Genomic DNA, 18,496 nt, shown 5'->3' with positions numbered 1-18,496 from the left:
AATTTGATTTTGTATGGTGTGATGAAGTGGAAAAGAAGGGGTTTTCGAATAGTCTCCTTTTTGTTGTTAAATTGATATAGTTGAAAAAATATCGATATAACCGCATATATTGCATAAAAAAAGGGATGCTCCTGATTCATGGAACATCCCTTTTCTATTATGCTGTATATCCCTCTTTCTTATCTTTCAAAAAGAAAAGTACAGCAAGGATTACGAGAATAATAGCTGCAATATCATATGTTATTTTAAATGTATCGTTAAAGTTTAAGTACTCTACTAAAGGAGTTTTCACGGCCCCTGCATATATGCAAATAGGAATTAAGAGCAAATCATAAAATTTCTTTTCTTTCAGGTATCGTATTAGGAAGAAGATACACATAATAGAAAACCACACTATGCTTAAAATAGTCATTGCTACCTCCCAAAAAAATTACTTACTTTAAATTATACACCATATTTTAACTTTGCTTGTATTGTTCACTATGCATCGTACGCTGCTTTTTTTCTTTCCTAGCAGTAAGCAGTTGTGGTGTGAAAATACCGAGTAATATAAACACAATTCCTATCCACTGCATGAGCGATACAACTTCATGAACAAGTGTAATAGAAGCGATAATTGCTGTTGGTAATTCAGCTGCACCTAATATTGTACCAAGCCCCGTTCCGACTTTCGGTACACCAATTGAAAAACAAATGACAGGTACAATAACTCCAAACAGTCCAAGGAAGAAAGCATATTTCCATAGGCCTGCTTGTAAAGCGCCGTCCGTTAAAAAGGTAGGCGGGAAAAATAAACATAAAATAAGAGTAGCACTGGTTGTCATAAGAAAGCTTTTCGTATAAGGCGGAACATCTGTAGCGACGCGCCCGCTTGCAAATACATAGAATGAGAAAGAGACGGCAGCTAATAGCCCGAAGATAATACCTTTCGTCGAAAAGTTTTGTCCAAGTCCTTCAAATACTCCACCAGCAAACAATGTACCAGTAAACAAAATAATAATAGATATAACTTTTTCACGGCTTGGGAATATTCGATTGGCAATCGCTTCGATGACTACACCAATCCAAGTGAACTGAAAGAGTAAAACGACAGCGATAGAGGCTGGCAGTTCTTCTACCGAAATAGCATAGAAAATACCTGTCATACTCATGGTTGTGCCGACTGTTAGTAACGAAAAGAATTGTTTTTTTGATACTTTATGACGTGAAAAGAAAAGAACGAGTAAAAGTAGGCCAATCCACCCGAAGACATATTGTCCTCCTAGTAGTTGGTGTGCTGAAAATCCGTCGATGAATCCGAGTTTAAAAATAGTTGAAAGTACGCCGTAGCTACAAGCGCCGAATAAAACTAATAATGAATACTTAAATTTCTCCATGAGAAACCCTCCTTATATAAAGTGAAACTTTAATCAGTGGGGGTTTTGTTTATCCTTCACTGATTATTATCCCGCACTAATCGGGATAAATAAAAAACGCCCGTTATCCTAATAAGGACAACGGGCGAACGAAACAGAGTAAGAGACTCTACAAAATTCCGCCACTCATACGAAGTATGAGTTTGGGTTATGAAATTATAGTAGTAGTTTATATTGCTTTTGGAAAGACAATTGAGCATTTTACACCTTGAGGTGTGTTTTGTATTCCATAAGGAAACTGATGTTTATCTAGTATTTGTTTTACAATATATAATCCAAGACCGCTACCTTGTACTAAACCGCTGTTTCCAGGATTAGCGCGATAGAAAGGTTCAAATAAATGAGCGAGTTTGTCCTCATCAATTTGTGAACCTGTATTTAAAACCTCTAATGCGTAACCGTTCGGCTTTTCATAAAGCTTTATATATACATGCTGATGATCGATTGTATATTGAATTGCATTTGAAATAATATTAAAAATAGCAGTTTGAATAAATTTAGGATCAGCTAAAATTTTTACATCTTGTTTAATGTTAGATTGAACAGTTAATTGCTTTACAGATATAAAATAATCTACTTTCCTCATAACGTCCTCAATGATGTTAGATAGTGAAATAACTTCTAAATTCGGTTTGAATTGAGGATTTTGCATTTTGGATAATTCTGACATCCTTTCCGTTAATACGTTAATATCTTGCATCATCTCGTAGGATCGTTTTAGATATTTGTCTCTATCTTTGTATGCACCGATTCCGTGAATCATGCCATCTAGTTGTCCCATAACGGCTGCGATAGGTGTTTTTAATTCATGGGATACCATAGACATAAATTCTTTACGAGATTGTTCTAATTGTTGTTCTTTCTTGAGCTCATTTTGTAAATCTTTATTTGTTTCATGTAGATTCTTCACAATAGTTGGGACTTGTGAAGCCGCTACTTGCAAGTTGAAATCTGTTTGATCTGTATTTTTGTTAGGTGATTGTTTAGCTGAAAAGTCCAGATTTATAATATCTTTTAAAGTATCACTCATATATTGAAAAGGTTTGGCAATTAGTTTGGCATAAATTAAAGAACCGAGTAGAGATAATGCAAGCATTGTTGCAGCAATATTTGGAGCTAATTGTTGCAAGGCATCTGCTAAACTTGGACTATCATGTGCTTCATTTGTTTTCTTTGCTGCATTTTGTGTATGTAAGGAAGTAGTGTTAGCGGCTGTTTGTTCCGCCTTAGTATGTAATTCGGTTTTGTTACTTTCCTCCGAAAGATTTGCTGCATTTTCTTTTGCGGTTGCAGTTTGGCTAGGTTGCAAAAGATGATTAATAGCTGTAGAGAGTGTTTTGAAATCTATAATAGATGACTGGAAATTTGAGATGCTATCCTCTGAAACAACTTTATTTTCTTCTCTTTTATTTTGTTCATTTTTCGTAACTGAATCCGCATGTTCCGCAGTTTGAGTTTCAGGTTTTTTCGCATAATGCTCTTTATCATAGTTTAAAGCTAGAAAATAAATAATTTGATACAGGCAAAGTGATAAAAGAACACAAAACAATAAGGTTTTGATGAAAATATTTTTGGTGATGTTATCCTTACTATGCTTCGATTTTGTAGCCAATGCCTTTCACCGTTTTAATATAAGGGATCCCCAATTTTTTTCTTAAATTTTTAATATGTGTATCTATAACTCTTACATCACCATAATGCTCATAGCCCCATACCTTATTTAACAAATCACTTCTTGATAATACTTTTCCTCGATTTTGTAACAAAGTATATATAATCTCAAATTCTTTAGTTGTTAGTTCAATTTGATTGCCATGAACATAAGCCGCATATGCTGTAGAATTTAACATCAATTCATGGAATTGTAGTATGGTTGCAGTTTGGGCTTCCTTTGTTGTTGTCCTTCTTAATACAGCTTCTACGCGTTTAATAAATACCGTGTAATGGAACGGTTTCGTAATATAATCATCAACGCCCAACTCAAACCCTTTAATTTCACTTTCTTCATTATGTAAGCCTGTTAACATAATGATTGGTACATCAGACTGGCCTCGCATAATTTTACAAATACTATAACCATCTATATCTGGTAACATTACATCGAGGAGGACAAGGTCGTATGAATTTTTTTGGAAAAGAAGAATTCCTTCCGTTCCAGCGCCAACCACATCAACGGTGAAATTTTGGGCAGTTAAAAATTCACGAATAAGTTCTTGTATATCTGGGTTGTCTTCAATCACCAGTATATGCGTCATAGTAACACCTCCTAAATAACGCTTTTTATTGCAATATTCAAATTCTTCATTTTTGGATGACTCAAGTTATATATACATATAATAAGCCCCCGCTATAAAGTAATCATAAAAGTAGCAAGGGGAATTGTTTATTGGAACTGAATATTTCAGAATCACAGTAGTTTTATTATAGTGTGCAATGGAAAATTTATAAATGTATAATTTTAATATCCGTTTTTATCAATGTTTCGATGCTATTTAGTGCAGTCTACTTTCATTATATATGCAAGTATAGTTGTTTCGCTACTGTAAATGAATAAATAAAATAAGCCAAGATATAAAATTCTTGGCTAAATGTAAATCTGGTTCATAGGTTATTTTACAGTGACAGTGGCACGATCGTGGATGCGTTCAAATAACCAATGTATATCATTGTTATACATGCGAATGCAGCCAAGTGTTGTAGCTTTACCAATCGCCTGATTATTATTAGTGCCGTGAATTGCATATGTTGTTCCGTATGTTCCTGCCATATTTAATCCGAGCCAACGATCACCGAGTGGATTACGTGGATCGCCGCCTTTAATATGTCCTGTATAATAAGGACGGTTTTTAATTTTGTTTACGACTTGAAAAGTACCTGTTGGTGTAGGCGTTGCAACTTTGCCGGTAGCGACAGTGAAGCTTTTTATAAACTTTCCATTTTGATAGAAATCCATTTTATTTAATTTCGTGTCAACGATAAGTTGTTCGTTAGTTGAAGCTGCTTCTGCAGACATATATGGAACAGTTAAAAAACCTAACGATAACATTATAGTTACTAGTAATTTTTTCATTATATTCTCCTTTTACTATTTTAGTAGTATTATATACAACGAATTTGTAATCCACGTAATGCTTGATGTACGTTTTCATTTAGTGATTCAAAAAAATTGGTGATTTTTGCATTATATTTGTTGTTTTTATCAATAAGTAATCTTTCATTTAGTAGAAGCTCGCCGTATAGTCCAAAGCTCTGTACTTGAATGTTCATTTCATATTCTGTTTCAGAAATGATAGGTAAGAAATAATGAAAGGCTTTAGTTGGAATGATATAACTTTTTCCAATCATGCTTTCGTGATTAGAATTAATCCATTTTTTCGTGATAATCTTAATATTCTTTTTAGAAATGATAAAGGATAGCGTTGTAGATTTTTTTAAACTTACGTCAAATTCATTTGTTTCACATATGTGTAAGTTAAAAATCGTTTCATTTGGATGAGATTCAATATTGGTATTAATAAAATCGTGCATTTTATAAGCTTCCATTCCTATTCTCCCTTTTTTCATTTTCAGAAAACGATCTATATTCATTCAATTTAATGTTTAGGTAATATAGTAGTAAAAGTATTCAACAAATTCCGATATAATCTTACAATACGTATATGAAGCTAATATGAAGTTTGTATGAGTTTGTTATGGTTTTTTATAGAGAACAAAATGAGGCGATTTCCGGATGCTAAAAATTGGTATATTAATGACACCTATCCAGTGTAATAGATAGGTGTCATCTCATTTTAAAGTGATAATTTATATAATTAAGTAAAGAACAGAAAACTTTAGTGTGACCCTTACAAAAATGTAATAAAAATGTAAGCTATTGTGATAGTTATTTCGACAATTTTTTTATACAATAATAGTAAGAAGTTGTACGTGATTGAAAGGAGAGATGACATGGAATGGGTTCATGAATTATTTCAGCAATACGGGTATTATGTAGTGCTTGTAGGCTTGCTGTTAGAATATATTGCGCTTCCGTTTCCGGGAGAGCCAACATTAGCATATGCGGGATTTTTAGCACAGAAGGGTGATCTAAGTTTACCTATTTTAATTATCTTATCCTTTATTGGGACAAGTGTAGGAATGACGATTCAATATTTTTTAGGGAATAAGCTTGGTATGCCTTTTGTTCAAAAGTATGGGAAGTATGTATTTTTAACACAAAGAAAAATTGATTTAACGAGAATGTGGTTCGATAAATATGGATATTTCCTTATCTTTATCGGTTTCTTCATTCCTGGAGTACGTCATTTTACAGGATACTTTGCAGGTATCATTAACTTACCGTTTCGCCGTTTTGCGATTACAATTTATTCAGGTGCGTTATTCTGGGTATCATTCTTCTTAATCGGTGGCTACTGGTTAGGTGGTAACTTACATGATATTTTCGGATTATTGGAAGATCATATCGGCAAAATCATTTTCGGAGCCATTGTCATTGTAGCAATTACGTTAAGCGTTCGTTTCCGCAAACAACTAAAACGAGTATTTTTACAAAACGCAAGTTAATATGGAATCCATTCTATGTCAGATTTTAGAAAAGGCAGTGCTTTAGGGCACTGCCTTTTTTATTTTCCAGTTTGTTTTTATTTTTCCTTCGATACCGTAACCGGTCACTACTATATAATATGTTCCCGTTTTGCTAGGGGAAAGTTCATACGTACCGTCGCTTAGTTCGGAAAGGGGTTCATATTTATTAAATTCACTAGAAAAGTAAGTGCTATAACCTTGGTAGGCGCTATTTTCAGTAATAAGAAAGTTTACGTTAACCTCAATTGTTTCTCCTTTTTTGACATGAATGGGTATTTTATGTGCACCGTTAAAATACGAGAAATTCGCCTCAAATGTATTTTTTGTACTGTGCTCAACCCATTGTTCTTTTTGGGTAAAATCAATAGAGCATATTGCAATGAGTAAAATAGGAATGATAATAGCGGTCGCATATCGAAACCATTTTGATTTATTTGCTATACAAGTACATAAATAAAAGAAAAGTGAACAAATTGCCCCAACCGATCCCATTATGAAAGTTACGATTACATCTCCTCCATTGTATATATGCAATGGAAGAAAGAATAAGTAGCCACATAAAATATAAAGCAAAATTTTTCTTGGCGTGCTATTATGTTTTGCATTTAATTTGTCAATGACAAGCGAGCACAAAATCGCGTAGAAGAAAAGAAGATACAACCAAAAATTATATAAAAATCCAGTTAAGTATGAGGAAGTTTTAAAGAAGTTCATATCACTTCTAATAAAGAAAAATAATACAAAAGAAAAAAGAAGAGAACAGGCCGCTGAAAATTTAATAATAGCGTAAGAAAAGACCGTTTTTTTATCCATGAGACACCTCAATTATGTAGTTCTTAAAAATTATTATATACGTTATATCTAGTATAATATATATGTATTTTTGACATGTATCCACGTCAAAATGACAATGATAATTGACAATTGACAGGATATTATTTACAATTTTAATTAAATAAAAGAAAAAGAGGTAAAATATGAAGCTTCAAAATCGGGTGAGAGAATTTCGAGCAAAGCACCGTTTATCACAGGGTGAGTTAGGTAAAGCGATTGGCTCATCACGGCAAACCATTAGTTTAATTGAGCGTGGGGATTATGCGCCATCTATTGTGTTATCGCTAAAAATCGCACAAATTTTTGGAGCGCCGGTGGAGGAGATATTTATGTTAGTGGAGGGGGAAGATGGAGATGGGGAGTAAGGGAAATGGGAAAATGAAGGCTATATTGAAGTTGTTAGTAGGAGCAATTTTTGGTGGGTTTATAGGGTATGCAGTAGGAGATATTGCAACAGCGGGTACTAGCAAAGTATCTCCTGTTATTAGCGTTGTTATGATGAGTGTATTTGGCATAGCGGCCATGTATTATATTTGGAAGCGTACAAGAGAGCTCGCACAAACGAAAGATGAAGAGGAAAATGTTAAGGGACGAAGATTAGGAATAGTACTTATTTATCTTCGAGTAATGGAAATTGTTATTCCATCATGGTTTGTTTGCTCAGTTATTGCTTTTTACCGAACGTATACAGGTGAGGGAAACTTGTTCTTTGTTAGTGTAAGTATTGTGGCATCTACAGTGTGCTTTATTGCTATAACTTGGTTAGGATTTGTAATGAGGAAAAAGTATAACAATTTATATCCAGAACAGAGTGTCACGTATTCTCAGTCAATGGAAATGTGGGCAAAGAATGCAGATGAAGGGCAAAAGCAAATCGTTCATGAAGCGGGATATAAGGCATATCAATATACAAATATGACACTTGTTTGTGCGTGGTTTGCGGCGATTGCGTATGCACTTTTAGATGGAAAAGACTTCTTTATGGTCATTATGATTTCGTTCGTTTGGGTATTACATGTTGGGACATATATGTATGAAATGCATAAAAAGATGATTTATTAAGGGGAGAGAAACGGTGGATATTCTAAGAAGACCTGCTTTTTCATTATTAGTTGCCTTCATTTGCTCCGCTTTATACGAATTCATTCGAATAGAAAAAGTACAGCAAATTATAGAAATATGGGCCTTTTTCGGGATTGCATTGCTAGTGTTAGCTATTCATGAATTAGGGCATGTAATATTCGGTTTGATGGGCGGTTTGAAATTTAAGTTTATGACAGTAGGACCTATTACTGTTCAAAAAGAAAAGGGGAAAATACGAATTCGAGAAAATAAAATGTGGATGTATGTAGGTGGCGTAGCGATGTTAGTGCCGCCTTCCACACAAACACCGAACCTTTCAAAAAAATGGGCATGGATGACTTTAAGCGGACCGTTAACGAGTTTCGTATTTGGCATTGTATCAGGTTACATATATATGGTGAGTTATTACCACATGCTTTTATACTTTTCTGTGTTACACTTTGCAATCTTTGTCGTCACAGCAATTCCAATTAAGGGAACGCTATTAAGCGATGGCATGCAATTCCTCATTTTAATTAAAGATGATGAAAAGGCTAGGGAGCACTTATACAAGATTCAAGTATCGAGTGAGTTATTTAGTTACAAAAGACCGAAAGATTGGGATGAGAGATTAGTAGAAATTAGTGAAGAAAAAATAAAAGAGGATAAAGATATTAGGGACATAATGAGTGGACTTATGCTCGTCTTTTATGCCCGAGCTGATCAAGAGGGAATGGAAAGGGCGATACCGTATGTAGAACAAATTGTTCAACTACCTGTAACGAAAGAAAATAAATATTTCGTTAGTAGTTTTCATAGTTGGTACCTTTTATATAAAGTACTGTATCAGGAGGAAAGTCTTTCCCTGCAATACGTAAAGGAGCATGCAAAGGCAATTACAAGGCTGGACTTACATGGGTATTACCGTACACAAGGAATTATCAAATATTTAGAGCAAGACATGGAAGCATGCCATATTTATATGAAGAAAGCGGATAAAGAATTGAAGACTGCTGAGAAGAGTGAAATGGGATATTTACAATTGGATAGAGAGTGGTTCGAGCAGTTGAAGGAGAGGGTATCTTACGATGGATGAGGTATCCTCTTTTTTCTATGTCGCCTTATGCCGTTCCATAAAAAGTCTGGGGCGAGTAAAATAAGATAAGAAGAGCAAATCTTGGAGGAATTCTAGATGGAAATTTTAACGATTATTTTAATAGTCTTGCTCATTTATGCTGTTTTTAAAGTAGCGTATGTAGCATTAAAAATACTCGCGATCTTATTAGTTATCTTTTTAATCGTAGAGTTCGGCAGTAAGTTGCTTGGGGGATAGGGTATGTTGTGCGTTTTGAGTTTCGAAGCGTCGATATAATGAAATAAATATTAAGTAGGGTATGTGGAAAAGAAGTTGCCGTGGGGGTAACTTCTTTTTATTTGTTTATAAATTGTTTATTTTTACCGTCTATTCTAGTAGCAAGGAGGCGATAAAAATGAAAAAAGAGGTTTTAGAAGTAAGAGATGTGACGAAAAGAGTGAAGGGAAGAACGTTGTTAAGTCACATGTCTTTTTCTGTTTATAAAAATGAAATTTGTGGTTTTGTTGGGCCAAATGGTTCAGGGAAGACAACTCTTATTCGAACAATTATGGGGTTAATTCGACCAAATGAAGGGGAAATCTTAATTAATGGAATTAGCGTACAAAAAAATCGAAAAGAGGCTCTTCAGCATGTAGGTGCAATTGTAGAAGCTCCAATTTTCTTTCCTTATATGTCAGGACGAAAAAACTTACGGAATTTAGGTAGGATTACGTTACGTACTGGTGGAGAAGTTCTTGAAAAAAAAGTTCAGCAAGTATTAGAAATCGTCGGTTTAGAAAACCGTGCGGACGATAAAGTTGGTACGTATTCATTAGGGATGAAGCAGCGTTTAGGGATTGCACAGGCCCTTCTTGGCGATCCAAATTTTATTATTTTGGATGAACCGTCGAATGGATTAGATCCAGTTGGAATTAAGCAACTTCGTAAAATTGTACTCGACTTACAGCGTGAGAAGGGAATAACTTTTTTCATTTCTAGTCATTTAATTCGTGAATTGGAGCTTATGTGTGATTCATGGGTCATGATTCGTGAAGGATCACTAATATGGCGGGGAACGACGGAAGAGTTACAAGGAAGTGATAAAGAATTAGAAGATATTTTCGTGGAGATGATGAGCTCATGATGATGTTAGTACGTTCTGAATGGGAGCGGCTTTGGGCAAAGAAAGTAACATGGCTTTGTTTTTTGATGATACCGGTGATGTTACTTGGGGCTGCGAAGTACTATTTGAAACATAATCAAGAGGTAGAAAGGACAGCAGTTGATTATACATATGCGAATTCATTCCCCGTACTTGCATTATCTGAAATGCTTATGAGTATATGTAATCTTGTTTTACTCGTTTTGATTGTCCTTGTGTTTGCTCAAGAGTATCATAGCGGTCAAATTCGGATGGTAATACAAAGGTCATACACGTATTCTGAGGTTCTTATTGCGAAAATAATTACGATATTAGCAGTAAGTTTGCTATTTATAGGTGCCTATTTTATTTGTAGTTATTGTATTGGCTATATTTTCTTTGAGCATGAACCAAATATTCTTTTGTTTTATTTCACAGAAAAAATGAATGCACTTGGCGTTTTCTTATACTGTATTTCTTATTATGGAATTGCTTATCTTACTTTAATAGCGATGGCTAGCATATTAATTATGCTATCGGTTGTAAGTAAATCGACAACAAGTGCAACACTACTTGGTATGGGATTTATTATATTTTCTTTTGGATACCCAGCCATGGCGTTAGTGATAGGGAAATCACCGGCTTTTCTTTATATTAATTATTCTTCTTTAATTAAATTACAACATGAAGGAATTGCTATATCTTTATCTGGTAGTTCAAGAATGATTCTTTTTGGATCTGTAATTTTACTTATATACATTGTTATTTGTAATGCTGTAACAGTTTATTGGATAGGAAAAAAAGATAATTTTGTGTGAGGTGTGAAGAATGAGACAAATACTTATAAGTGAATTTGAACGGATTTTTGATAGAAAGAAGACGAAAGTATTAATTGTTATTTTTGTACTGCTACTTATTTTACACAGTGTATGGGTTCATACTTTTGGAGTTGCTATTTATAATACAAAAGGGACAGAAGCAATCTTAAGTAATTTAAATTTTCCTGTTGCAGTTACAAGAGAATGGTATTTTACTCTATTCTTATTAATTTTTCCAATCTTATTTATTGATAGCTTTAATAGTGAAATTTCATCTGGCGCATATCGTCTTGTCATGATCCGTCCGGTAAGTAGGTGGGAATTATTATTGGCAAAATGGATGACTCAAATGAGTATCGTAAGTTTGTTTTTGTTAATGGCATTTATAGAGAGTTATATATATGGAACATTTTTTATAAGGCACGCAGAGGAGACATTCTTTTTGGATAAACAAGTCATTTATGGGACGGGTGCCTCTATTTTATATACTGTAAAATATTATTTAATACTATGGTTTATTGCAAGTGCTTTAACAATGTTGAGTAGTTTTGTAAGTCTTTGGTTTCAAAACGCTATCATTACGTATTTTATGATAGTCGGTTTATTAGTAGCTAGTTTGTATGTGAGTGAAGAAATAAGTTATTTTGTAATTGGAAGCGAATCGATTCTAAGAATATTAAGTGAAGGGAAAGGAACATTTTACCTAATAAATGGTACAATTTTAGGAGGATGTGCAATAGCGGCTATGTTTAGTTGGTGTAAAAAAGATGTATTTAATTAGGAGGGATTTACCGTGGCAGACAAAATATTACTTGTAGATGACGAACCGGATATTCTTACATTTATTGAAGATAGTCTTGTCATGGAAGGGTATGAAGTAAGAAGTGCATTAAGTGGTGAAGAAGCTTTGAAAAAATTAGATAGTAGCGTGGATCTCATTATTTTAGATGTTATGCTGCCGGATATGAATGGATTTAAAGTGTGCGAGAAGATGAGAGAGTCTTATGCATGCCCAATATTATTTTTAAGTGCGGATAGTAGTGAACGCTCTCGTATAGAAGGTTTATTGATTGGTGGAGACGATTATATTAATAAGCCGTTTAGTTTAAAAGAGTTGAAAGCTAGAATTGTTGCTAATTTGCGCCGTACGACAGAATTGCAAATGATGGGGCAAAAGAATTTACTGCGTTATGGCAATTTAGTAATAGATTTGCAGAGTTATGAAATACTATTAGGTAAAGAAAAAATTCACTTTACAAAAAAGGAGTATGAAGTTGTGAAAATGTTAGCACTTCATGCTGGCCAAGTTTTGACGAAAGAGCAGATGTTTGAAAAGATTTGGGGATATGATAGTGAAAGTGATGTCTCTACTGTAGTTGAGCATATAAAGAAAATTAGAACAAAGCTTAGTGTATATGATAGAGAATATACATATATTCAAACTGTGTGGGGAATTGGATATAAGTGGAGTGTACAGAATTGATGCAAAGGTTAAGGATTAAACAACAGCTAGTAATTGGCTTTTTAATAGTTTTAATTGGTAGTTTAATACTGACAGTTTTAACGGCAGCTAGTGGTTGGTATTGGCTAACGAAGAGTGGAAAAGTATTTCCTGCAAATTATTATGAACAAAAAATTCCTATGATAAAAGAATATGCAAAAGATAAAGGAGCCCTATTGTTAAATGAGAAAGAGCGAAATGAATTAGAGAAAATTATCCCTAAAGAGGGAATTAAATATCAAATTGTTAATAGGCAAGGAGATATTGCTTATGGTACATATAAAAAGAAATTAATAACAAATGAGAGACCAATTTTGAGTGTTATTAATACGAATATTCATGAGGAAGATGATGATACTGAAGTTACGACATATCTGCCTTTAGTGGATAAGACTGGGGATCTACAGGGAGCGATAGGACTTAATTATCATTTGACAATGTCTACTGCTTCGGCAGTTGATTCCTTGTTTGTAATCTTATTTTTAGCTTCGCCCTTTATATACATTACAATTTTATCTTATATTGTTTCAAACCAAATGGGAAAAAGAATAAAGAAACCACTCGCTGAATTATCAGAGGCTTCAAAAAGAATTCAAGAGCAGGATTTAGATTTTCATTTAGAATACAACGCGAAAAATGAAATTGGTGAGTTAGTCGGTTCGTTTGAAAATATGCGCGCAGCATTAGCAACTAGTTTATCACGGCAATGGGAGTTAGAAGAAGAAAGAAGAGAATATATTAGAGCTATTTCTCATGATTTGAAAACGCCGCTAACGATTGTACAAGGTCATACAGAAGGTTTGCAAAGTGGCTTATGGAAAAATGAAGACTTGTTACATCGGTATTTACAAACGATTGAACGAAATACAAACAGAATGACAAAACTTCTTGAGGAGTTCCAAACAGTAAATGAGTTAGAAAGTTTCTCGTTTCAATTACGTTTAAATAAAGTGCATATAACCCCATTCTTTCTTAAAAAACTAGAAGAATATGAATGTATAGCTAGGAAAAAAGAGATTGAGTGGGACGTTACCTTTGAAAATAATGAGGGTGTACAAAGCTTAGTATTTGATCAAGAGCGGATCAGTCAAGTAATGGATAATATCGTGATGAATGCAGTTCGGTTTACGCCGGTGTCAGGGAAGATGCTTGTTAAAGTATGTGCTTGGCATGGCGCAATAGAGTTTCATGTATATGATTCAGGACTTGGTTTTCAAGAAGGGGATTTGAAGAAAGTATTGCAGCGTTTTTATCAGGGAGATCAGTCGCGTTCAGGAAGCAAGGAGCATTTTGGGCTCGGGTTATATATTGCCAAGACAATTGTTGAGAAGCATGGCGGCATAATACAGGTAGAAAATAGCAAGGTGCGAGGTGGGGCACATGTTTCATTTCGAATTCTGAGTGGGGTATCCAAAAGTAGTCAGTAAAAATAAAAAAGCTGGAAGAATATCTTCCAGCTTAAGAGTTACTTTCAATTTGGCGACTGCTATCTTCTTCAGTGTCTTGTAATAGGTTGAATACATCTGCTAGGCAGAATGCAATGAACCAAGTCCAAAGACCGTGGAAGAAAGCTGAGCTTAATTGAAGTGGTAATGTATAGTTTGTCATTGAGTAGGAAATACATCCGCCAACGATTCCGATCATTGTTAATAACATTGTTTTTTGAGCATTTTCTTCTGGATTGAAGAGGAAGAAAATGTAGCCACCTAGAATTGAAGCGCTTACAAGTGTTTCGATTCCATTAAAAATGATGTTCTCTCCAAGCTGAGTGTTTGTCCAGAAGCAAATCACACCGCCGATAATGGCAAACAGGATAGCTATTGTATATCGTATATATTGATTCATATGTTCATCTCCCTATGTAATAAGATGATTTGGAAGTCAAAAAGGTAGGTATAATTGAAGTGGATTTTAGTTGTACGCATCTTTTTATAAAAAGATCAGTGAAGAATAACTAAGATGATCGGTTTTTTAAACCGTTACGTGTATGATGTCTGAAATATACCCGACTTCTCGTTTCTTTTTGTTTATAATAATAAGAGAAACTTCCAAGTCTATATACTCTTTTTTGTAAGTCTGCTTTTATTATAACATATTTAGCGCCACAATAATAGAATTATCTGATTTTGTAATAAGTGTAAAAAATAAAAAGCGCAAGGAATTGTAGTTCCTTGCGCTTTTTTATATACGTTTGAAACGGCCGACAATTTCAACTGTTTCAGTAATGTTCATAAATGCTTTATTATCCACTTGGCGAATAATACGTTTCATTTCGCCTAACTCGTAGCGAGTTACGACAGTGTAAATCATTTTTTTCTTATGGTTTGTATAGCCGCCGACAGCATCTACCATTGTTACGCCACGTATGCCGTGATGTAGCAGTGAGCTTTTTATTTCCTCACCTTTTTCTGTAATTGTCATTATCGTTAATTTAATATGTTTTGTATGCACGGCATCAATTACTTTGCTGACCACAAACCGACTAATTAACGTATAAAGCGTAATATCCCATCCGAAAATAAATCCTGCTGCAACAAGTAAGATTAAGTTGAATCCAAAGATGATTGCTCCAATTGAAACATCGCGATGTTTCGCTACAATCAATCCAACAACATCAAAACCACCTGTTGAAGAAGCAAATCGGAATATGATTCCTGAGGCAGCACCGCAGATGACACCACCGAATACAGAAGACAGTAAAATATCGTCTGAAACTTGGTGTACTGGGATAATGTTCATCGCTAAAGATGATACAGCTACAAAGTATGCCGTTAAAAAGGTTGTCTTCTTTCCTAAGTAAAAGTGACTTAAAATAAGAAGCGGAATGTTTAGTAAAAAGATAAGTGCTCCGATATTGTAGTGCATTAAATAACCGATAATCATCCCTACACCAGCGAATCCACCGCTAATCATATTATGCGGGATAAAAAACATATTCATAGAAATTGCATACAAAATAGAAGCTATAAAAATAACAACCAACTGTATAATGAATTCTAAATGAAATGTTTTAGCTGCTGGGAAGGATAAAAAGGCGGTGTCGGGAACGTAATCGGCGTCTCCTAGTTGACCCATAGTATGTTTCATCTCCATATTCATTTTTGATTACAAGAAGAGAATAAAGCTTTTTTCAAAAACTGGCAATAGTTTTATTATAATGCAAAAATTTTATAAATTTCTAAAAAATTAAACCTATTCAAAGATACGTGTGAATATACTAAAGAAAGCGAATACATTAGTTTTATAGCATAATTTTTTGAGAAAATATGCAAAATTCTTTTTTGAAAATAAAAGGAAATAGAGAATGTTTGTTGAATGTGCTAAAATGACTTTATTAAGGATGTGAAGCGATGGAATTTTTATTGCAGGATGCACTTCTGTATATATCGTTTGTAACGACAGCGCTTTGTGTATTAGAAGTCTTTTTTCTTGCTAACGTTTCTCGTTTCGTACGTCAGCAAGCATCGAGCGGTAGACAGAGAGCTTTTAAACTAGTTGATACGTGTGAAGAGGGTATCGGAAATGTACCGCTTTTCTCTATTTTTTATAAATATGGAATGATTCGCTCTGTCCGCAGACAAGAATCAAGTGGAGAGAGTGACGAGGTAGGTCCGTATACACCAATGTTTCGCTAATTAATTACGAAACATTGGAGGAATGAACATGTTAAAATCATACCGAGCTGCGCTCATTAGTTTATCATTATTACTTGTTTTTGTTTTATCTGGCTGTAGTAATGCAGGCACAATAGATTCACATAGTACGGGAATTTGGAACCATTATTTCGTATATCCAATATCGTATATGATTCAATTTGTTGCTCATCATATATCTGGTGGAAGCTTTGGGATTGCTATCATTGTCATTACGCTTGTTGTTCGTTCAGCACTGATTCCATTAGCTGTTTCGCAATATCGTAGTCAAATGAAAATGAAAAAAATGCAACCTGAATTACAGAAGCTGAAAAAGAAACACGGTGATGTGGGTAAAGATCTTGAAAAACAAAAGCAGTATCAAAAAGAAATGTCAGAACTAATGAAATCAGGTGGTTGGAATCCGTTAGCTGGTTGCTGGCCAATCTTTATACAAATGCCGATTTTCTCTGCTTTGTATTATGCGATTAGCCGAACTGAAGAGATTCGTACATCTTCATTTTTATGGGTGAACTTAGGACATGCAGATCCATATCATATATTACCGATTATTGCAGCGTTAACGACATTTATCCAGATGAAGGTGTTCCAATCAAATATAACGCCAGGAGAGCAAGTACAGATGCTGAAAATACAGCAAATAATGATGCCGGCGATGATTTTATTTATGGGAATTGCGGCACCGTCAGGACTTGTATTGTATTGGATTACAGGTAACTTATTTACAATGACACAAACAATTGTATTAAGGAAAGTAATGGAACGTGAAGAATTACAATTACAAAAAGCTTAGAAAAACACCGCTCGTGATGAGCGGTGTTTTTTTGTTAAGTCGTTAAGGGAATTTTAAGAAATCAACATTACTATAGGCATTGTATACGAAAGTGTACATGCTTTAGAAATGTGAAGGAGGAAATTTCCTATGAAGAAGAAAACAGTTGGGTATTTAGCAATTGCAGGTGCTTTATCATTTGGAATTATAGGAGGAGTGGGTGTACCAGCATTTGCGGCAACGAATACTCCAGCAGCAGATCAGCCTACAAAAACGGCGAAAAAAGATTTAGATGCCGCTACAAAACAAAAAGTAAAAACGATTATGGATGATACAAAGAAACAATTAGAGGAACTAGGTGTAAAGCTTCCAGAGAAAGAGAAACGTAAAGATATGTTTACGAATCTAGATGAGGCAACAAAAGAAAAAGCGAAGTCGATTCTAGAACAAGAAAAATCCGGGAAACTAACTCGTGAACAGGCAAAAGAGGAATTGACAAAACTAGGTGTGAAATCCCCAGAAAAGGGTAAGCACAAGGATATGTTTGCAGGGTTAGATGAGGCAACAAAAGAAAAAGCGAAGTCGATTCTAGAACAAGAAAAATCCGGGAAACTAACTCGTGAACAGGCAAAAGAGGAATTGACAAAACTAGGTGTGAAATCCCCAGAAAAGGGTAAGCACAAGGATATGTTTGCAGGGTTAGATGAGGCAACAAAAGAAAAAGCGAAGTCGATTTTAGAGCAAGAGAAATCTGGGAAATTAACGCATGAGCAAGCAAAAGAAGAATTACCAAAATTAGGTGTGAAACTTCCAGAGAAAGAGAAGCATGAAGACATCTTTGCGAACTTAGATGCAGCAACAAAAGAAAAAGCGAAAGCGATTCTAGAAAATGAAAAGAAACAACTAGCAGAATTAAATGTGGATCTTCCGCACCATAAGTTTTTTATGAAAAATGAAGATAAATAATTGAACTATGTCGTATCTTCCGTGTGGGCAACTGAAAAGAAACAACTAGCAGAATTAAATGTGGATCTTCCGCACCATAAGTTTTTTATGAAAAATGAAGATAAATAATTGAACTATGTCGTATCTTCCGTGTGGGCAACCGAAAGATACGTATGCGAGGAGGCTGTCTTTGGAACAGCCTCCTTTTAATATTTGGAGTGCTATCATTGTCCCTTTTGTCGAATTATCGATATAATTTCATTTACGATCTTATGGCGTTCGTGGAAGAGGAGATTAGAGAAATAAAGTAGCTTCTGTTATAATATAAGAAGAGAAATATTTCTTATGTTATATAAAAAATATATTGATTTTTTCTAACAATTCAATATAATGGGAAATAACTACAAAATTCGACATCAAGAAGTGATGATGAGGACATGATCAATTTTTTACGATTCTCAGAGAGGGAAGCCTTTGGCTGTGAGCTTCCTAATACGGGAAAATCGATTACCCCCTCTGAACTGCAGCAGTGAACGGATATCTAGTAATTGCTTGCCGGCAAAAACCGTTATTTAGACTTGAGAAATTGGTGAAGTGTGTCACTTTGCGAATTGAAACAAGGGTGGAACCACGAATACAACACTCGTCCCTTTTTTAGGGAGGAGTGTTTTTTTATTTCATTTTTGCATCACACTA

The 18,496-nt window shown here is 34.5% G+C and carries 22 protein-coding genes and 1 other annotated feature; of the genes, 13 read left to right on the top strand and 9 right to left on the bottom strand.

The window, feature by feature from the left end; all coding sequences use genetic code 11:
* Positions 1-157 precede the first annotated feature (157 nt).
* From LUS72_RS25080 to LUS72_RS25055, 6 genes are all read right to left on the bottom strand, one after another.
* A complete protein-coding gene (locus LUS72_RS25080; RefSeq protein ID WP_097832151.1) occupies positions 158-412 on the bottom strand; it encodes a hypothetical protein in 255 nt (84 codons plus the stop codon).
* 46 nt (positions 413-458) lie between these two features.
* A complete protein-coding gene (locus LUS72_RS25075) occupies positions 459-1,376 on the bottom strand; it encodes an EamA family transporter (RefSeq protein WP_264448396.1) in 918 nt (305 codons plus the stop codon).
* A gap of 208 nt (positions 1,377-1,584) precedes the next feature.
* Entirely contained in the window at positions 1,585-3,027 is a 1,443-nt protein-coding gene (locus LUS72_RS25070) for a sensor histidine kinase (protein ID WP_264448395.1), read from the bottom strand.
* Complete coding sequence (locus LUS72_RS25065; RefSeq protein WP_097832154.1) at positions 3,005-3,670, bottom strand: response regulator transcription factor; 666 nt, start codon at positions 3,668-3,670, stop codon at positions 3,005-3,007. Before LUS72_RS25065 ends, LUS72_RS25070 begins: the two co-directional genes overlap by 23 nt.
* 353 nt (positions 3,671-4,023) lie before the next feature.
* A complete protein-coding gene (locus LUS72_RS25060; protein ID WP_097832155.1) occupies positions 4,024-4,485 on the bottom strand; it encodes a L,D-transpeptidase in 462 nt (153 codons plus the stop codon).
* Between the two features lie 29 nt (positions 4,486-4,514).
* On the bottom strand, positions 4,515-4,958 hold the full coding sequence (locus LUS72_RS25055; protein WP_097832156.1) for a DUF3978 family protein: 444 nt from the start codon (positions 4,956-4,958) through the stop codon (positions 4,515-4,517).
* 405 nt (positions 4,959-5,363) lie between these two features.
* Here LUS72_RS25055 and LUS72_RS25050 point away from each other — a divergent pair, with 405 nt between their 5' ends.
* Positions 5,364-5,978, top strand: coding sequence for a DedA family protein (locus LUS72_RS25050; RefSeq protein WP_000455363.1), 615 nt, complete (start codon positions 5,364-5,366; stop codon positions 5,976-5,978).
* 42 nt (positions 5,979-6,020) lie between these two features.
* Here the strand turns inward: LUS72_RS25050 and LUS72_RS25045 are convergent, their stop codons facing one another.
* A complete protein-coding gene (locus LUS72_RS25045; protein WP_097832157.1) occupies positions 6,021-6,812 on the bottom strand; it encodes a hypothetical protein in 792 nt (263 codons plus the stop codon).
* 164 nt (positions 6,813-6,976) lie between these two features.
* Here LUS72_RS25045 and LUS72_RS25040 point away from each other — a divergent pair, with 164 nt between their 5' ends.
* From LUS72_RS25040 to LUS72_RS25000, 9 genes are all read left to right on the top strand, one after another.
* Positions 6,977-7,198 carry a helix-turn-helix transcriptional regulator gene (locus LUS72_RS25040; protein ID WP_000776149.1) on the top strand — a complete coding sequence of 74 codons (222 nt, stop codon included), beginning with the start codon at positions 6,977-6,979 and terminating at the stop codon, positions 7,196-7,198.
* Positions 7,182-7,895: a DUF3169 family protein gene (locus LUS72_RS25035; protein ID WP_264448394.1), complete on the top strand. Its 714-nt coding sequence runs from the start codon at positions 7,182-7,184 to the stop codon at positions 7,893-7,895. The genes LUS72_RS25040 and LUS72_RS25035 overlap by 17 nt, the downstream gene beginning before the upstream one ends.
* A 13-nt stretch (positions 7,896-7,908) precedes the next feature.
* A complete protein-coding gene (locus LUS72_RS25030) occupies positions 7,909-8,991 on the top strand; it encodes a M50 family metallopeptidase (protein ID WP_097832158.1) in 1,083 nt (360 codons plus the stop codon).
* 96 nt (positions 8,992-9,087) lie between these two features.
* Entirely contained in the window at positions 9,088-9,228 is a 141-nt protein-coding gene (locus tag LUS72_RS25025; RefSeq protein ID WP_000404783.1) for a DUF3985 family protein, read from the top strand.
* Between the two features lie 157 nt (positions 9,229-9,385).
* Entirely contained in the window at positions 9,386-10,114 is a 729-nt protein-coding gene (locus LUS72_RS25020; protein WP_097832159.1) for an ABC transporter ATP-binding protein, read from the top strand.
* Entirely contained in the window at positions 10,111-10,929 is an 819-nt protein-coding gene (locus tag LUS72_RS25015) for an ABC-2 transporter permease (RefSeq protein ID WP_097832160.1), read from the top strand. The genes LUS72_RS25020 and LUS72_RS25015 overlap by 4 nt, the downstream gene beginning before the upstream one ends.
* Positions 10,930-10,939: 10 nt before the next feature.
* Entirely contained in the window at positions 10,940-11,710 is a 771-nt protein-coding gene (locus tag LUS72_RS25010; RefSeq protein ID WP_097832161.1) for an ABC transporter permease, read from the top strand.
* Between the two features lie 12 nt (positions 11,711-11,722).
* Positions 11,723-12,412 (top strand): response regulator transcription factor, encoded by a 690-nt coding sequence (locus LUS72_RS25005; RefSeq protein WP_097832162.1) that lies wholly within the window; start codon positions 11,723-11,725, stop codon positions 12,410-12,412.
* A complete protein-coding gene (locus LUS72_RS25000; RefSeq protein WP_097832163.1) occupies positions 12,412-13,857 on the top strand; it encodes a sensor histidine kinase in 1,446 nt (481 codons plus the stop codon). The genes LUS72_RS25005 and LUS72_RS25000 overlap by 1 nt, the downstream gene beginning before the upstream one ends.
* 31 nt (positions 13,858-13,888) lie before the next feature.
* Here LUS72_RS25000 and LUS72_RS24995 read toward each other — a convergent pair whose 3' ends face one another.
* Both LUS72_RS24995 and LUS72_RS24990 read right to left on the bottom strand, forming a co-directional pair.
* Positions 13,889-14,275: a DUF3938 domain-containing protein gene (locus tag LUS72_RS24995; RefSeq protein WP_097832164.1), complete on the bottom strand. Its 387-nt coding sequence runs from the start codon at positions 14,273-14,275 to the stop codon at positions 13,889-13,891.
* Between the two features lie 336 nt (positions 14,276-14,611).
* On the bottom strand, positions 14,612-15,505 hold the full coding sequence (locus tag LUS72_RS24990; protein WP_000530031.1) for a YitT family protein: 894 nt from the start codon (positions 15,503-15,505) through the stop codon (positions 14,612-14,614).
* A 275-nt stretch (positions 15,506-15,780) separates the two neighbouring features.
* Between LUS72_RS24990 and LUS72_RS24985 the strand changes: the two genes are divergently transcribed.
* The 3 genes from LUS72_RS24985 (at position 15,781) to LUS72_RS24975 (ending at position 17,821) form a co-directional block, all read left to right on the top strand.
* Positions 15,781-16,065 (top strand): hypothetical protein, encoded by a 285-nt coding sequence (locus tag LUS72_RS24985; RefSeq protein ID WP_002174090.1) that lies wholly within the window; start codon positions 15,781-15,783, stop codon positions 16,063-16,065.
* A 28-nt stretch (positions 16,066-16,093) separates the two neighbouring features.
* Positions 16,094-16,876 (top strand): membrane protein insertase YidC, encoded by a 783-nt coding sequence (locus LUS72_RS24980; protein ID WP_097832165.1) that lies wholly within the window; start codon positions 16,094-16,096, stop codon positions 16,874-16,876.
* Between the two features lie 129 nt (positions 16,877-17,005).
* Complete coding sequence (locus LUS72_RS24975; RefSeq protein ID WP_264448393.1) at positions 17,006-17,821, top strand: hypothetical protein; 816 nt, start codon at positions 17,006-17,008, stop codon at positions 17,819-17,821.
* Positions 17,822-18,217: 396 nt separating this feature from the next.
* Positions 18,218-18,454 (top strand) — a binding site (T-box leader).
* The last annotated feature ends 42 nt before the right edge of the window (positions 18,455-18,496 follow it).

The organism is Bacillus cereus (genome assembly GCF_025917685.1).
Taxonomy (GTDB): Bacteria; Bacillota; Bacilli; order Bacillales; family Bacillaceae_G; genus Bacillus_A; species Bacillus_A cereus_AT.
This window is presented reverse-complemented; position numbering and strand designations above follow the sequence as displayed.

Coding starts and splice junctions, on each gene's coding strand:
- LUS72_RS25080 (WP_097832151.1), bottom strand. CDS start 412: ATGACTATTTTAAGCATAGTGTGGTTTTCTATTATGTGTATCTTCTTC.
- LUS72_RS25075 (WP_264448396.1), bottom strand. CDS start 1,376: ATGGAGAAATTTAAGTATTCATTATTAGTTTTATTCGGCGCTTGTAGC.
- LUS72_RS25065 (WP_097832154.1), bottom strand. CDS start 3,670: ATGACGCATATACTGGTGATTGAAGACAACCCAGATATACAAGAACTT.
- LUS72_RS25060 (WP_097832155.1), bottom strand. CDS start 4,485: ATGAAAAAATTACTAGTAACTATAATGTTATCGTTAGGTTTTTTAACT.
- LUS72_RS25055 (WP_097832156.1), bottom strand. CDS start 4,958: ATGGAAGCTTATAAAATGCACGATTTTATTAATACCAATATTGAATCT.
- LUS72_RS25050 (WP_000455363.1), top strand. CDS start 5,364: ATGGAATGGGTTCATGAATTATTTCAGCAATACGGGTATTATGTAGTG.
- LUS72_RS25045 (WP_097832157.1), bottom strand. CDS start 6,812: ATGGATAAAAAAACGGTCTTTTCTTACGCTATTATTAAATTTTCAGCG.
- LUS72_RS25040 (WP_000776149.1), top strand. CDS start 6,977: ATGAAGCTTCAAAATCGGGTGAGAGAATTTCGAGCAAAGCACCGTTTA.
- LUS72_RS25035 (WP_264448394.1), top strand. CDS start 7,182: ATGGAGATGGGGAGTAAGGGAAATGGGAAAATGAAGGCTATATTGAAG.
- LUS72_RS25025 (WP_000404783.1), top strand. CDS start 9,088: ATGGAAATTTTAACGATTATTTTAATAGTCTTGCTCATTTATGCTGTT.
- LUS72_RS25020 (WP_097832159.1), top strand. CDS start 9,386: ATGAAAAAAGAGGTTTTAGAAGTAAGAGATGTGACGAAAAGAGTGAAG.
- LUS72_RS25015 (WP_097832160.1), top strand. CDS start 10,111: ATGATGATGTTAGTACGTTCTGAATGGGAGCGGCTTTGGGCAAAGAAA.
- LUS72_RS25010 (WP_097832161.1), top strand. CDS start 10,940: ATGAGACAAATACTTATAAGTGAATTTGAACGGATTTTTGATAGAAAG.
- LUS72_RS25000 (WP_097832163.1), top strand. CDS start 12,412: ATGCAAAGGTTAAGGATTAAACAACAGCTAGTAATTGGCTTTTTAATA.
- LUS72_RS24995 (WP_097832164.1), bottom strand. CDS start 14,275: ATGAATCAATATATACGATATACAATAGCTATCCTGTTTGCCATTATC.
- LUS72_RS24990 (WP_000530031.1), bottom strand. CDS start 15,505: ATGGGTCAACTAGGAGACGCCGATTACGTTCCCGACACCGCCTTTTTA.
- LUS72_RS24985 (WP_002174090.1), top strand. CDS start 15,781: ATGGAATTTTTATTGCAGGATGCACTTCTGTATATATCGTTTGTAACG.
- LUS72_RS24980 (WP_097832165.1), top strand. CDS start 16,094: ATGTTAAAATCATACCGAGCTGCGCTCATTAGTTTATCATTATTACTT.
- LUS72_RS24975 (WP_264448393.1), top strand. CDS start 17,006: ATGAAGAAGAAAACAGTTGGGTATTTAGCAATTGCAGGTGCTTTATCA.